Origin of the sequence: Streptomyces alboniger (assembly GCF_008704395.1) — a bacterium.
Lineage (GTDB): Bacteria > Actinomycetota > Actinomycetes > Streptomycetales > Streptomycetaceae > Streptomyces > Streptomyces alboniger.
The window spans coordinates 7,510,074-7,523,831 of the sequence record NZ_CP023695.1; the positions used below are offsets into that span (position 1 = coordinate 7,510,074).

At 72.7% G+C, this 13,758-nt stretch carries 17 protein-coding genes and 1 pseudogene; 8 read left to right on the forward strand and 10 right to left on the reverse strand.

All coding sequences use genetic code 11. From position 1 onward, the window contains the following. Positions 1 to 183: 183 nt before the first annotated feature. Positions 184 to 897 (forward strand): DUF2470 domain-containing protein, encoded by a 714-nt coding sequence (locus CP975_RS32840; protein ID WP_055528923.1) that lies wholly within the window; start codon positions 184 to 186, stop codon positions 895 to 897. Here CP975_RS32840 and CP975_RS32845 read toward each other — a convergent pair. Further along, a complete protein-coding gene (locus tag CP975_RS32845; RefSeq protein WP_055528921.1) occupies positions 862 to 1,176 on the reverse strand; it encodes a YkvA family protein in 315 nt (104 codons plus the stop codon). The genes CP975_RS32840 and CP975_RS32845 overlap by 36 nt on opposite strands. 114 nt (positions 1,177 to 1,290) lie before the next feature. On the opposite strand from CP975_RS32845, the gene CP975_RS32850 reads away from it, so the two are divergent. Beyond that, positions 1,291 to 1,815, forward strand: a complete 525-nt coding sequence (locus CP975_RS32850) for an isochorismatase family protein (RefSeq protein WP_055528948.1) — start codon at positions 1,291 to 1,293, stop codon at positions 1,813 to 1,815. Here CP975_RS32850 and CP975_RS32855 read toward each other — a convergent pair. Then, positions 1,802 to 3,079 (reverse strand): lactonase family protein, encoded by a 1,278-nt coding sequence (locus tag CP975_RS32855; RefSeq protein ID WP_055528919.1) that lies wholly within the window; start codon positions 3,077 to 3,079, stop codon positions 1,802 to 1,804. The genes CP975_RS32850 and CP975_RS32855 overlap by 14 nt on opposite strands. A gap of 250 nt (positions 3,080 to 3,329) precedes the next feature. On the opposite strand from CP975_RS32855, the gene CP975_RS32860 reads away from it, so the two are divergent. From CP975_RS32860 to CP975_RS36280, 3 genes and pseudogenes are all read left to right on the forward strand, one after another. Beyond that, positions 3,330 to 4,487 carry a hypothetical protein gene (locus CP975_RS32860; RefSeq protein ID WP_246201708.1) on the forward strand — a complete coding sequence of 386 codons (1,158 nt, stop codon included), beginning with the start codon at positions 3,330 to 3,332 and terminating at the stop codon, positions 4,485 to 4,487. 89 nt (positions 4,488 to 4,576) lie between these two features. Beyond that, positions 4,577 to 5,178 (forward strand): annotated as a pseudogene (locus CP975_RS32865) (TNT domain-containing protein). 54 nt (positions 5,179 to 5,232) lie between these two features. Beyond that, positions 5,233 to 5,367: a hypothetical protein gene (locus tag CP975_RS36280; protein ID WP_281292895.1), complete on the forward strand. Its 135-nt coding sequence runs from the start codon at positions 5,233 to 5,235 to the stop codon at positions 5,365 to 5,367. A gap of 22 nt (positions 5,368 to 5,389) precedes the next feature. On the opposite strand, the gene rpmF is transcribed toward CP975_RS36280, so the two are convergent. After that, entirely contained in the window at positions 5,390 to 5,560 is a 171-nt protein-coding gene (gene rpmF, locus CP975_RS32870; protein WP_055534402.1) for a 50S ribosomal protein L32, read from the reverse strand. A gap of 61 nt (positions 5,561 to 5,621) precedes the next feature. Further along, positions 5,622 to 5,990: a hypothetical protein gene (locus CP975_RS32875; RefSeq protein ID WP_055534404.1), complete on the reverse strand. Its 369-nt coding sequence runs from the start codon at positions 5,988 to 5,990 to the stop codon at positions 5,622 to 5,624. A 171-nt stretch (positions 5,991 to 6,161) separates the two neighbouring features. On the opposite strand from CP975_RS32875, the gene CP975_RS36085 reads away from it, so the two are divergent. After that, positions 6,162 to 6,866 (forward strand): helix-turn-helix domain-containing protein, encoded by a 705-nt coding sequence (locus CP975_RS36085; RefSeq protein WP_246201709.1) that lies wholly within the window; start codon positions 6,162 to 6,164, stop codon positions 6,864 to 6,866. Positions 6,867 to 6,957: 91 nt separating this feature from the next. Here CP975_RS36085 and CP975_RS32890 read toward each other — a convergent pair whose 3' ends face one another. Continuing rightward, positions 6,958 to 8,199, reverse strand: a complete 1,242-nt coding sequence (locus CP975_RS32890) for an MFS transporter (RefSeq protein WP_055534405.1) — start codon at positions 8,197 to 8,199, stop codon at positions 6,958 to 6,960. 160 nt (positions 8,200 to 8,359) lie between these two features. Here CP975_RS32890 and CP975_RS32895 point away from each other — a divergent pair, with 160 nt between their 5' ends. Then, positions 8,360 to 8,590: a hypothetical protein gene (locus CP975_RS32895; protein WP_055534406.1), complete on the forward strand. Its 231-nt coding sequence runs from the start codon at positions 8,360 to 8,362 to the stop codon at positions 8,588 to 8,590. A 60-nt stretch (positions 8,591 to 8,650) separates the two neighbouring features. On the opposite strand, the gene CP975_RS32900 is transcribed toward CP975_RS32895, so the two are convergent. The 3 genes from CP975_RS32900 to CP975_RS32910 form a co-directional block, all read right to left on the reverse strand. Then, positions 8,651 to 9,682, reverse strand: coding sequence for a glutathione S-transferase family protein (locus CP975_RS32900; protein WP_055534407.1), 1,032 nt, complete (start codon positions 9,680 to 9,682; stop codon positions 8,651 to 8,653). Beyond that, positions 9,679 to 9,972, reverse strand: coding sequence for a hypothetical protein (locus CP975_RS32905; RefSeq protein WP_055534408.1), 294 nt, complete (start codon positions 9,970 to 9,972; stop codon positions 9,679 to 9,681). The genes CP975_RS32900 and CP975_RS32905 overlap by 4 nt, the downstream gene beginning before the upstream one ends. Positions 9,973 to 10,060: 88 nt before the next feature. Then, a complete protein-coding gene (locus CP975_RS32910; RefSeq protein WP_055534410.1) occupies positions 10,061 to 11,542 on the reverse strand; it encodes a cytochrome P450 in 1,482 nt (493 codons plus the stop codon). Positions 11,543 to 11,651: 109 nt separating this feature from the next. On the opposite strand from CP975_RS32910, the gene CP975_RS32915 reads away from it, so the two are divergent. Continuing rightward, positions 11,652 to 12,260, forward strand: coding sequence for a TetR/AcrR family transcriptional regulator (locus CP975_RS32915; protein WP_055534412.1), 609 nt, complete (start codon positions 11,652 to 11,654; stop codon positions 12,258 to 12,260). Here the strand turns inward: CP975_RS32915 and CP975_RS32920 are convergent. Further along, complete coding sequence (locus CP975_RS32920; RefSeq protein ID WP_246201710.1) at positions 12,250 to 12,927, reverse strand: HAD family hydrolase; 678 nt, start codon at positions 12,925 to 12,927, stop codon at positions 12,250 to 12,252. The genes CP975_RS32915 and CP975_RS32920 overlap by 11 nt on opposite strands. Before the next feature lie 4 nt (positions 12,928 to 12,931). Next, positions 12,932 to 13,711 (reverse strand): DeoR/GlpR family DNA-binding transcription regulator, encoded by a 780-nt coding sequence (locus CP975_RS32925; protein WP_246201711.1) that lies wholly within the window; start codon positions 13,709 to 13,711, stop codon positions 12,932 to 12,934. Positions 13,712 to 13,758 lie beyond the last annotated feature (47 nt).

The following is a 13,758-nucleotide window of genomic DNA, read 5'->3' on the forward strand; positions in this document are numbered from 1 at the left end:
TTCGGCACCGGTACGGCCCCGCGTGGTTCGCCACGCGGGGCCGTTGTCATGCAGGGCCGTTGTCATGGGTGGGGGCCGGCGCGCGTGCCATGCCGTGGGGGACGCGCGCGGACTCGTACGCGTACTGGCCCCGCCCCGCGATCTCCGATAAGTTAGGCAAGGCTTACCTAATGGAGGTTGGAAATGGGTGTCCGTCACAGCAGCACGACCGTGCCCACAGCGGCGGCACGCGCTCGATCAGTGCTCGCCACCGCATGGTCCTGCGCGGTGACCACGGAGATCGGCAGGGACGAACTCGTGGGCGCCCACAGCGTCACCGACGACGGCAGGCTGCGGCTGCGCCCGCCCGAGGACAGCGCGCTCGCCGCCGCCCTCATCTGCGCGCCGCACGGCGAGCCGTCCACGCTGGTCGAGTTCGCCGACGTCGCCCCCGTACCGCTCAGGGACCGGATCCGCGCGCGCCTGTGGCTCTCGGGGTCGCTGGCCTACGACGACGAGCACCTCGTCTTCGAACCGACATGCGCGGTGCTGCACGATTCGAACGGCGAACGCGAGGGCATCGAACTCGACGAACTCGCCCTGACCATGCCCGATCCGCTCGCCGAGGCCGAGTCGCGGCTGCTCACCCATCTCGCCGACGCCCACCCGGACGCCGTCGAACAGCTCACCCGCCTCATCAGCCCGGACAGCCTCCAGGGCGTCGTGCGGGTCCGCCCGCTCGCCCTCGACCGGCACGGGATCTCCCTGCGCCTCGAACGCGCCCGCAGCCAGGCCGACGTACGCCTGCCGTTCCACCAGGCCGTCGAGGACGTCTCCCAGGTGACGGAGTGCATGCACGCCCTGCTGGCGAGGGCCCGCCTGTCAACGGCCCGGCGCGGGCGGCCCGTCGGCGGTTGACCGCATCGGCTGCGTTGACCGCGCTGACCGCATCGACCGCAGCGCGAGGAGCAGCACCCCGATGTCGTCCAGGTAGACGGGGTCGGGCAGCAGGTCCGCGGGCAGGACGAGATAGGCCACCGCGCCCCAGAAGACCCACTGCCGTTCGACGGGAAGCCCGGCTCTGCGCAGGGCGCGGCGGGTACGGACGAGGCGTATGAGCAACACGATCGCGACGGCGAGCGTCGCGGCGACCAGAACGGCTGCGCAGACGAGGAGAACGGTCAGTTCCGTGCTCATACGCACGTACGTTACCGACGGCGGCGCCCCTCGTCGCGGTGTGGCGGGCATGATGGCGGGGTGAATGCGCAACCGAAGTCCCTCGCGCCCGTCCAGGCGCTGATCGTCATAGACATGCAGTCCGCCTTCGTCAGCGGCCACGAGGCGGTGCCCGAGGCGGGCCGCCTGCTCGGCGTGGTCGGCGACCTCATGGCCCGGGCCCGCGAGAGCGGCGCGCTCGTCGTCCAGTTGCAGAACGACGGGGAGCCCGGCGCCTGCGATGAACCGGACACTCCCGGCTGGCGCGTCCACCTGCCCGTGGACGCCGGCCGCGGCGAGGTCGTCCTGCGCAAGACGGTGGACGACGGTTTCGAGGAGACCCGCCTGGAGGAGCTGCTGCGGGAGGCCGGGGCCACGGACTTGGCCCTCTGCGGCGTCATGTCCGAGATGTGCGTGAGCGCCACCGCGCGCACTGCCCTGGACCTCGGCTTCCGTGTCGTCCTGCCGCACGACGCCCATGCGACGTACGACATTCCGGCCGCCGAGGGCATCAGCGACCTGGTGCCCGCCGCGGTCGTCTCGCGCGTCGCCGAGTGGGCCCTCGGCGACGAGGTCGAGGTCGTCGCCCAGGCCCGCGACGTAGGCTTCACGAAGCCCTGACCCGGTCGGCGGGCGGCCCGGGCAGCGCGCACACCGCGGCCGGTGCCGCGAACGGCTCGCCCGCGGGGCGCAGTCCACCGCCGCGCCGGTCGACGTGGAACACGGACACCGAGTCCGACTTCTGGTTCGCGGTGAACAGCAGCCGCTCGGAGGGGGAGAGGGCCAGGTGCCGGGGGAAGTCCCCGCGCACCGGCACCGTGTCCAGGAGCCGCAGCCGGGCGCCGCCGCCCTCGACCGCGTACCGTGCGAGGCTGTTGTGGCCCCGGTTGGCGAGGAAGGCGAAGCGCCCCTCGCGCGTCACCACGAACTGTGCCGGGTAGTTGGTACCGCCGCCCGAACCCGTCGACTGCGGTTCACCCGGTGTGAGGCGGCCGGTGCCGGGATCGTAGGCGCAGACGACGACCGTGTCGTCCACCTCGTTGGCGAGGTAGGCGAAGCGCCCCGAGGGGTGGAAGGCGAGATGGCGTGGCCCCGCGCCGGGCCGCAGGATCGCCTGGGACACCCGGCGGAGCGTGCCCGCGTCGCCGTCGAGCCGGTAGGTGTAGACGGTGTCGTTGCCGAGGTCGACGGCGAGGATGTGGCGGCCGTCCGGGGACGTGACGATCTGGTGCGCGTGCGGTCCCTCCTGGCCCGGCCCCGGTGGCGGCGAGGTGTGCCTGACCACGTCCGTACGCTCGCCCAGCGCACCGGACGCGGCGATGGGGTGCACGGCCACGCTGCCGGAACGGTAGTTCGCGCTGAGCAGCCAGCGGCCGCTCGGGTGCACCGAGAGGTGACAGGGGCCCGCGCCGCCGGTGCCGCGCGTCCCGAGGACCTCGTGCTTGCCGCCGGGGGAGAGCGCGACCGCGGTCACTTGGCCCTTGTCCCGCTCGCTGACGGCGTAGAGCGTGCGGCCCGAGGGGTGCAGTGCCAGGTAGGAGGGGTCGGGCACGCCACCGAGCGTCCCGGTGCCGGTGACACGGCCCGTCGTCTCGTCGTAGGTCGCCAGAGTGATGCCCGACCCGCCGCCCTCCTGGGAGGTGTACGTCCCCACGAACAACTGCCGCTCACGGCCCGGAGGATGAGCCGCCGACGGGTCGGGGTCCTTGCGCGGCGAGCCCTCGCGCGTGCTGTCTGTGCTGTCGCGGTCCGGCGGCTCCGGGGAGGCGCAGGCCGCGGTGGAGGACAGCGCCCCCGCCGCGGCCGCCCCCGCCAGCGCTCCGATGAACCGCCGACGCCCCGGACGGCTACCCCGGGCCCCGGCCGACCCTGTTCCCCTGTCCATGGCTGCACTCCCTGTTCATCGCCGCACCTCGTGGGCCGGTGGTGACGGATGTGCCAGCCACAGTGCCCCCTCCAAGATCGGGCCGACAAGTGACGCACCGCCGTGCGCCGCGACCGACCCCCACAGGGTGAGCCGCGGCTCCCGGGGTCCGCCGCCCGGCGGAGGCGACCGGTCCCGGAGGGCGACGCCATGGCGCCGCTCACGCGCAAGCCTCGACGGGTACGGCGATCTCCGGCCCCGGGAGGAAACATTGACGGCCCCCTCGCACACCCCCGACATCAGGCGCGCATGGCGAAGAGCCGGCGGCCCGCCCGCCCCCCGGCGCCGCCCCTGGCCCGACTGGGCTCCCCTCGTCGCGCAGGTCTGGGGCGCTCTGTACGCCGCGGTCATCGGCGGCTGGGCCGCGACGGGCACCGCCGTGCCGCTCAGGGCACACACGTACCAACCGGTGGCCTTCCTGCTCGCCCAGGCGGGTCTCGCGGTGCTGGCCGCGGGCGTCTGCGCGGTGGCGACCGGGAACCGCTCCCGAAGGGGCCGGATGGCGGCAGGGGCGTTGCTCGCGCTCCTGATCCCCGCCTTCGGCTGGGGCACGATCGGACTGCCGATACATTTCGTGACGCTCGCGTCGGGCTCCGGAGTGGAGAGCGCGACAGGGCTCGTCCATACGCTCCTGAACACGTGTGGCGCCGGACTCCTCGCCATGGTCGCCGTGGCACATCGGCGCAGGCTGCGCGGACGGTGCGCCCGCTGCGGGCAGGTGCACGACGGGTCGGGCGAAGGCATGTGGACCGCCTTGACCCACCCGCCCGCCACCACCGCGTCGGCACGGACCCGCGTGACGGCGTACGTCCTCCTGTGCGGGCTGCTGCCCTGGGCCGTGGTCAAGACCGTCTGGCTCTTCGGCGGCGACGCCATCGGTGTGAGCGGTGAGGCCTGGCGGAACGACGTCGAGGCGGAGGCGACGGGTGCCTCGCGGGCCCTGGCCTCGGTCGGCGTCGACGTGTCCGTGCTCGCGGCGCTGCTCGGCGTCTTCCTGCTGGCCGGCCTCATGTACCGCTGGGGGCAGGTGTTCCCGCGCTGGACGCCGCTGCTCGCCGGTCGGCGCGTGCCGCGGCTGCTGCCGTTGATCCCCGCCTGGCTCACCGGCGGAGCCCTCTCGGTCTACGGCACCGGACTCCTCGTATACGCCCTGCTGAGCGCGGTCGGTGTGGTGCCGGGACTCGAACCGGTCGGGGTGTTCACCACCACCGAGGGGCTGGCCTGGATGGTGGCCTTCGGCGGCATGTCCTTCGGCGGCCTGGGCGCGGGCCTGCTCGTGGCGACCCGTTCGTACGCGGCGCGTAGCCGACCGGTGTGCGCAGCCGACCGGTGCGCGGACGCCTACCGCCTCGAACCAGCCGGGAGTTGACCACTGAGCGCCATCGCTCCGATACGGTGTGCGGGCCATTTGCCAACGCGCACCGACATACGAGGAGTTGACGCGTGGGCCACAGTCATGTGACCCGGATCCGGACCGTCCTGGCCACGCTGGGTGTCGCCGCCGCCATGACGGCGGCGCCCGCAGCGAGTGCCACGGCCACCGCCGCCCCCGCGCCTCCGGTGGCCGCCGGAGCGGCGCACGAGCCGTGTGCAGGGGAGTTACGAGGGGACTCCCGCCTCGGCCCGGCATGGCTCCCCAAGAAGTGGCAGCGTCCCGTCGGTCCGCTCCTGAAGAACTGGAAGCGCACGGGCAAGCTGTCGCCGAAGGCCTTCCTCAAGAAGTACTGGGAGGGCCCCGCGGACACCGGCAGCTGGAAGTACCCGCCCAACGACGGTTTCGAGACGGTCAACGGACAGGTCGACAAGCACCCCGAGCGCCTGGACGCCGGGAAGCGGCTCGACCGCTTCGGTTCGGAGTACGGCTCGTATCTGGCGCCCGCGGGTGACTCCTACGCCGAGCGCGCCCTGCCGCCGCAGAACCTCAACACCCGGGACGCGAACAGCCGGGCGGCAGCCAGCAGATCAAGCTGGACCGGGTCTTCCTGAACCCGGGCGAGGGCCAGCGTCTCAACGTGAAGTGGCTGCTCGACCACGGCTACCTGGAGCCCGTCACCGGCTGACCGCCGCCCGGCGAGAGCAGCCCGCGGCCCGCGCCACCAAGAGAGGTGAACTTCATGGACGTCCGGGAACTGCGGTCGGCGCTCAGGGCGTGGGAAGTCGGGACCTACGAACGGGGAATGCGCCCCCCTCTGGCCCGCCACCGGGACGAGGCGACGGCCTGCGCCGACCTGCTGCGCCGGCTGACCTGAGGCGCCGTGCGGGGCGGCTCCCTCAGCCCTCCGGGCGCAGCAGGCCGCGTTCGTACGCCTTGAGCAGCCGCTGCGGGACCATGTGCCGCTCGCCGTCCACGGTGACGGGCACCAGCTGCGGGGTGCTGGCCTTCCACTGGGCTCGGCGGTGGCGGGTGTTGCTGCGGGACATCTTGCGCTTGGGTACGGCCATGGGGTCCTCCTGGGATGTGGGGGCGGGTGGCGCACCCGACGCTATATGAAAATGGATCCCATTAACAACTGGCGATCGCGACCGCCCCCGCCCAGGCGAGATACGCGGCGTTCACGACGATCCGCGCCGCCACTCCCGGCCGCGTGTCGAGGAACCGCACGGCGGTACGGGTGTGCCGCGCCGCGTCCAGATGTGAGACCTGAAAGACGGCGAGCAGTACGACGGCGGCCCAGCCTCCTGCGCCACGCGTGACGGGGAAGAACAGCAGCCCCGCGACCGCCAGTTCGGCGACGGCGCTGACGGCGACGATGATGGTGGGCGCCGGCATCCAGGCCGGGACCAGGGTGCGGAAGTACGCGGGGAGCACGACGTGGGCGACAGCCGTGCAGGACAGGAAGACGGCGAGGGCAAGGGCGGCGAGGGTGTGCATGCGGCGATGGTCGCGATGGGGCCCGAGACGCGTATTGAACAGAACGCTTGGGGGTGCGGTGGCGTTCCCGGGCGGGGCCGGACGACAGCGTTGCTGCCCGGCCGGGACCCGGCCGCGTCGCGGGACCCGGCCGTGCGGGACTCGGTCGCATCGCGGGGCCCGGTCGCGTCGGTGAGGCCGACCGCGCCGCCGGTGCTCGCCCTCGCCGGTGACCTCGCCGTCTTCGCCGAATCCCGTGCCTACGAAGTGGCATGGCACCGGCACCCGGCCTGGAAGCTCGTCCTGCCGCTGGGTGGTCACGCCGTGGTGGGGGAGTCGGTGGGGGCGGGCGTGCTGGTGCCACCGCAGTACGCGCACGTCTGCGCCACCTCGTCCGCGTTCGTCGCCGTCTTCGTCGAGGCCTGGTGTCTGCGGGCCGACCCCGCCTCGCCGACGTGGTTGGACGGGCGGGCCGTGCGGCGGCTCCTCGACGCCGCGAGCAGCGGTACCGGTGGAGGCCTGGACGCGGAGGCGCTGGGGACGGAAGCGGCCGCGTTCGCCGGGGCGCGGCCGGGTGTCGATCCGCGTGCCCTCCATGCCGTACGGGCATCGGTGCGCGCCTCTCGCATCGACGCCGTCGCCGCCGAGCTGGGCCTCTCACCGGCCCGGCTGCGCGCCCTGGTCGCGGCGGAGATCGGCGTTCCGCTGGCCACCATGCGCCAGTGGCGTCGGCTGCGGGAAGCGTTCGGCTCGCTTGTCGGAGCGGGAGGTGCGGGAGGCGCGGAGGGCATCGCGGGGGCCGCCGCCGAAGCAGGCTTCGCGGATCAGGCGCACCTCACCCGCGCCGCCCGGCGCTTCACCGGGCGTACTCCCGGATCGCTGGGCGGACGCCGCTGAGTGGCCCTCGGACCAACACGATCCCCGGCCGAAGACTAACCCTGGACTTGAGGTTGAGGGGCGATGGGCCACCTGCCACCCCGGACAGGCCCTAGTCGCCCACGACAGCGGCCGGTTTCGGTGCCGCACGCTCCCGCCGGGGCAGCAGCAGCGGGGTGGCCAGCATGAGCAGGCCCGCGATCGCGATCGCGGCGCGCGGGCCGGCGGCGGCGGCCAGCAGCCCCCACAGGGCGGTCATGGCCGCCGTGGTGGTCTTGCCGGTGACCGACCAGGCGGACAGGGTGCGGACCACACGGTCCGCCGGGATCTGTTCGAGGCGGTACGTGGCGAGCACCGGAGCGTACACACCGCAGCAGGTGATCACGCCGAACTCGACGACCATGACGAGGAAGAGCCCGCTGACGCCGGGGTGGACGAGGGCGAGCCCCACGGGCCAGCACACGCGCAGCACCCCCGAGGCGAGCAGGACCGTGCGCTGCCCGAACCGTGCCACGAGGGGCGGGGCGAGCCGTGAGCCGATCAGGCCGCCGATACAGGGGACGGCGAAGGCGAGGCCGTACTGCCAGGGCGCGAAGCCTAGGCTGCCCAGCATCAGCACCGCGAGCAGCGGCGTGGCCGCCATGATCAGGCCGTTCACCAGCACCGTGTTGAAGAACAACGGACGCAGATTCGGATCGGCCAGGATGTAGCGCCACCCGTCGAGCAGATCCCTGCCCCGAAGCCGGGCGGGCGCACCGGTGCGGACGGGGTGGGGTTCCTTTCCGCCGATCGCCCGGATGCCCACGGCCGAGAGCAGATAGCTGACCGCGTCGGCGGTCACCGTCATCACGGGGCCGAACAGGCCGATCGCCGCCCCGCCGAGAGGCGGCCCGAGCATGGTGGCCGTCCAGGCCGTCGACTCGAACCGCCCGTTCGCGACGAGCAGGTCCCGCGGCGGGACGAGCGTCTTGAGGAAAGCAGCGGAGGCCGCGCCGAACGTGATGTCGGCCGCGGCGACCACCACCGACACGACGAGCAGCTGCGCGAAGCCGAGCAGCCCGAGCGCGTACGCCGCGGGAACGCTCACCAGCGCCGCGAACCGCACGAGATCCATCGCGACCATCACCGGCTGCTTGCGGCGGAACTCGACCCAGGGCCCGAGGGGCACCGCGACCGCCGCGCCCACCGCGAGCCCCGACGCGGCGAGGAGAGCCACTTCCGTGGGGCCGTTGTGCAGCACCAGGATCGCGATCAGGGGAAACGCGTCGAACGCCAGCCGCGTACCGAACGTACTGACCGCGTACGCCGCCCACAGCCACCCGAACCGCCGCCCGAGCGACCGCCTCCCCACCACTGTGCGCCCCCTCCCCGAACAACCCCGCGTCGACCGCGCCATCCAAGCGAATGACACCCCGCCCGATCAAACGGATGACACCCGGACGCCGCGTTCCGGACCCCGGGAGGGGCCTGGCGAGGGTGAGCGACGAACGGCTCGCCGTGGAAGAGTTCCGAACATGAGCGAGTACCCGTACGAGGCGCACCCCCGGATCACCGTCCTCCGTGTCCAGCCCGGCAGCCCGCCGTTCCGCGTCGTGGAGATCGACGGCGAGGTGGTCGGCAAGGCGAAGACCATTACGGACGTCCTGGACGCGGCCGTGATGGCAGGCATCACCGTGCACGACCTCGACGATCCGGACGCCGTGCGCTGGGTGGGCGGCGACAAGTTCACCTGGCGACCGCACTGACCTCGTAGGGCGGGAGAACGCGTCGGCCTCCGCCGTCCGTGGAGCGGGGGGCGGCGCGGATCAGGGCCGCCCGGACACCGGGACCTCCTCCCCGGCCGGGACGGGTCCGGGCGGTGTGCCGTCGCCGAACGGCCGGCCGCCCAGCTCCTCGCGGTGGTGTGGCGTCAGCCACCCGGCGAGGTCGGGTCCGAGCGGCACGATGCCGGTCGGATTGATGCCCGAGTGCACCTGGTAGTAGTGCCGCTTGATGTGGTCGAAGTCGATGGTGTCCCCGAACCCCGGGGTCTGGAACAGATCCCGGGCGTACGCCCACAGCACCGGGTCCTCGGCCAGCTTCCAGCGGTTGCACTTGAAGTGGCCGTGGTAGACCGCGTCGAACCGCACCAGCGTGCTGAACAGCCGGATGTCCGCTTCCGTGATCGTCTCCCCGACCAGATAGCGGCGGCTCGCCAGTCGCTCGGAGGTCGCCTCCAGGCGGCGGAACACATCGCGGCACGCCGCTTCGTACGTACGCTGGTCGGGGGCGAAGCCCGCGCGGTACACGCCGTTGTTGACGTCGCGGAAGATGCCCTCCATCGTCGAGTCGATCTCGTCGCGCAGCGGCTCCGGATACAGGTCGGGCGCTCCTTCGCGGTGCAGCGCCGTCCACTGCGTGGCGAAGTCCAGGGTGATCTGCTGGAAGTCGTTCGTGACCAGCTTGCCGCTCGGCACGTCCACGAGCGCGGGCACGCTGACACCGCCCGGATAGCCGCTCTCGCGCGCCTCGTAGGCCTCACTGAGGAAGCGGATGCCGAGGACGGGATCGCGGCCGCCGGGGTCCAGCGTGAACCGCCAGCTCCGGTCGTCCTGGATCGGGTCGGTGACGCCCAGGGACAGGGCGCCCTCCAGACCGAGCAGACGCCTGGAGACCAGCGCGCGGCCGGCCCAGGGGCAGGCGCGGCTCACCACCAGGCGGTAACGCCCCGCCTCGACGGGCCAGCCGTCGGAGCCGTCGGCAGTCACCCGGTCCGCGAAATGGCTCTTGGAGCGCTTGAACTCCTTCTGCCCGTACGCGGAGTTGCCCTCTTGCGGGCTTCCCGCTTCCGCGCTCATGACTGGCTGCCTTCCCGCGCCCGGGGGCGGGTCACCCCGGGGATCGCGTCCTGCGCCGCGGAGCGCGGGGGCGGCGCGAGATCGTAGATCCTCTCGATGAGCACCGCTTCGTTGCCCGCGAGGCCGGCGCGGCGCAGCGCGTCGTCGGCCTCCGCGATCGGCCCCGCGAGCAGGGTGGCCGCGGTGGCCGGAGGGACCTCTGAAGGGTCCGAGAGCGCGGCACGCGCGGTGTGCAGCAGACGCAAGCAGGCCTGGGCGGCGAGCAGTTCCTCGGACGTCGTGCCGGTCATGTCGAGCGACTCCTCTGCGCTGGGTGGCGTGGGCGGCATCGAAGCGATGCCACCTCCACTGTGGCGCAAGGGTCTGACAATGGCGTCCCTACGCGGCCGGTGAGCGGCGGGTGAGCCGCAGAGTGAGACCGTCCGGCATGAGGGTCAGACGCTCGGCGACGCGCAGCCGGTAGCCGGGATCGGGATGCAGGTCGTAGCGGCGCAGCAGCAGACCGAGCACCAACGTGGCCTCGTGCAGCGCGAACTGACGCCCGATGCAGGCCCGTGCGCCCGTGCCGAACGGCTTGAAGACATGGGCGGGCCTGGCGCGTACCGCCGAAGGGGTGAACCGGTCGGGGTCGAACTCCTCGGGCCGCTCGCCCCACGCGGCCGGATCGCGGTGCAGCATCGTCGCGAGGACCAGCGCCCACGCACCCCGCCGCATCGGGTGCACGCCCCCGAGCACGGTGTCCTCGCGGGCCTCGCGGGCGAACCCCGGAGCGGTGGGCCACAGCCGCAGCGACTCGTCGAGCACCCGGCGCACATAGCGCAACTTGGCCACCTGCTCGTACGCGGGTTCCTCCTCGGTTCCCCACACCTCGTCGACCTCGGCCCGCGCGCGGGCGAGTACGTCCGGGGAGCGCGACAGGTAGTGCAGTGCGAAGGAGAGTGCCCCGGAGGTCGTCTCGTGCCCCGCGACCAGGAACGTGATGACCTGTCGGCGGATGTTCTCCGGAGACAGCCGCTCCCCGGTCTCCGGGTGGGCCACCTCCAGCATGCGGTCGAGCAGATCCCCGTGGCCGCCCGTGGCCGAGGCGGCGCGGCGCGCGGCGACCACCGCGTCGACGGTGCGGTTGAGGTAGGCCATGTCGGCGTCGTTGCGCCGGTCGGCGCTCCACAGCAGTACGGGCGCCAGCGGCGGCGGGACGACGTTGCGGCGCTGGGCGAAGGAGAGCGTGCCGACCATGGCACTCACGAACGGGTGCGGCGCCGACCGCTCGAAGGAGCCGAAGTCGTGCCCGAAGCCGGTACGGGCGATCGTCTCCAGGGTCAGCTTCGTCATGTCGCCCGGCACGTCCACGGCCCGGCCCGCCGCCTCCCGCTCGTCCCACCGCGCGGTCAGCTGTCGTGCCACGTCCAGCATCAGCGGGTGGTAGCCCGCCATCGCCTCGCGGCTGAAGCCGGGGGCGAGGATGTCGTGCGCCAGCTGCCAGTTGGGTTCGTGGTTGTACGCCGTGAAGAGGCCGTCGCCCGCGACCGGACGGAGGTTGGCCACCCCGAGGCCCACGTGCTTGGCGAAGCGTGCCTCGTCCGCGAGGTCGGCGGCCAGCTCGGCGCCCCATACGAAGACGAACTCCTTGCCGAACGCCTTGCGCCGGAAGATCGGCCCCAGCCTGCGCCCCACCCGCATCGAGTCCTGCAACGGCGTCCGGGCGTGGGCGCCCAGGACGTCGCCGAGGAACGGGAGGCGGCGCGGCGGGTGCGGTATCCGGTGCAGTTCGGGCCAGCCCAGCTCGGCGCTGCGGAAGCCCTTGGGCGGCGGGGCGGGTGACTCCGGCTGCCCGGCCGCGGACCGCGTCGTCTGCGCCATGTGCCCATCTCCCTTGCGCGGCAGGCCCGTTGAGGCCTGTTGGACGTGAGTTCAATAAGAGTCCCCAGTCTGGGCCCGCTATTGAATTCACGTCAAGTAAGGTGCCTGCATGGCCGTGGACCCAACGGAGCGCACGCGCCGCAGGATGAGCACCGAGGAGCGGCGTGAGCAGCTGCTCTCGGTCGGGGCGCGACTGTTCGCACAGAAGCCGTACGACGATGTGTGGATCGAGCGGGTGGCGGAGATCGCGGGCGTCTCGCGCGGCCTCCTCTACCACTACTTCCCGACCAAACGGGACTTCTTCGCCGCCGTCGTGCAGCGCGAGAGCGAGCGCATGCTGCGCCTGACGGCGGCGGTGCCGGGCCTGCCGGTGAGCGAGCAGATCAGTGCCGGACTCGACGCGTTCCTCGGCTATGTGGAGAGCCACGCGCAGGGCTTCCGCGCCTTCCACCGGGCCGAGGCAGCGGGCGACCCGCTGGTCCGCGAGGTCTACTGGAGGAGCCTTGCCGCCCAGGAGCGGCAGATCCTCGCGGCCCTGGCCGCCGACCCGGACGCCGCGGACCTCATCCAGGAACCGCCCGCGCTGTGCCTCGCGGTACGGGGCTGGCTCGCCTTCATGATCGCCGTATGCCTGGAGTGGCTGGCCGAACCGGAGCTGACGCGCGCACAGGTGCGGGACCTGTGCGCCAAGGCGCTGCTGGGCGCGATCACGCGCTGAGGCGCAGCGCGTCCCGCAGCCGGGCGGGGGTCGTGAAGAGGTGGCCGCGCACGCCGCTCGCCTCGGCTGCGGTGATGTTGTCCCCGCGGTCGTCGATGAAGAGCACCCGCTCCGGTTCGGTGCCCAGGGCCGCAAGGCACCAGCGGTAGGCGCCCGGCTCGGGCTTGGCGTGGCCGATGCGGCAGGAGAAGGCGCGCACCCGGAAGTGCCTCAGCCAGGTGTGCCGCTCTTCGTAGTGGGCGGCCAGCTCCTCGGGGATGTTGGAGAGCAGCGCGATGGGCCTGCCCGCCGCCGCCAGCTCCTCGATCAGCGCGACCATGCTGTCGTCGACGGCGCTCCAACTGGCGATGTCGGCCTCGATGAGCCGCGCGATCCGGGCGGGCCCGAAGTCGGCGCCGAGGGCGTCGGCCACCTGCCGCCAGTAGGCGGGACCCGCGATGTCGCCACGGTCGTACGGCTGTCGCGACCCCCAATAGGCGTCCCAGAAAAGAGAGTCGGGCACGCCCGCGGTGGCGGCCAGGCGCGCCCTGCCGTCCTCGGACTGGTGGCGCGCGATGACGCCGAACATGTCGAAGAGCAGGATGTCGTGCGCGGGGCCGGCCCCGGCGGCGGTCGCGGGGTCGGTCGTAGGGCTGGTCGTGAGGTCGGTCATGGGGCGGCTGGTCATGGGGTCATACCTTCCGTACGGTCACGCCCGCCGCGGCCAGCGCGTCGGTCTCCTCATCGGCCGCGGCGTCGTCGGTGACGACGGCGTGCAGGGCGGCGGCGGGCGTGACGAAGGCGAGGGCGGTCCGGGAGAGCTTGGCGGCGTCCGCGACGGCGATGACGCGGCGGGCCGAGGCGATCGCGGCGCGCTTCACGGCGGCGTCGTCCAGGTCGTAGGCGGTCAGGCCGTCCGCCGCGCTCAGTCCGCAGCACCCGATGACGGCCGTGTCGAACCGCAGCGCGGCCAGCGAGGCCGTGGTCAGCTGGCCGGTGAGCGCCAGCTCGCCGGGGCGCGGCTGCCCGCCGGGGACGAGCAGCGTCACCTGGTGCGCTGCGGAGAGAGCGTGCACGGCGTGCAGGGAGAGCGGCATCACGGTCAGCCGACGGTGTTCGAGCGCGCGGGCGACCTCCAGGCATGTCGTGCCGCTGTCCACGACGACGGACTCCCCGTCGGCGATGAGTCCGGCCACCTCGGCGGCGATACGGCGCTTGACCTCCAGGCCCTCCTGCTCCCGCAGTGCGAAGGGAGGCTCCTCGCCCCGCAGCAGCAGACTGCGCGCACCGCCGCGGTAGCGCTCCAGGACGCCCTGGTCGGCCAGGGCCTCCAGATCGCGCCGGATGGTCATCTCGGAGGCGCCGGTGAGTTCGGCGAGCTCCGCGACGCCGACCCGGCCCGCCTCGCGGACGGCCTCGGTGATCTGCCGCAGTCGATCCCTGTTCGTACTGGCTCTGCTGATATGGGGCACGAGGACATTTGAACATCTCCAGTGTTCGTAAATCAAGCTTTCGAACA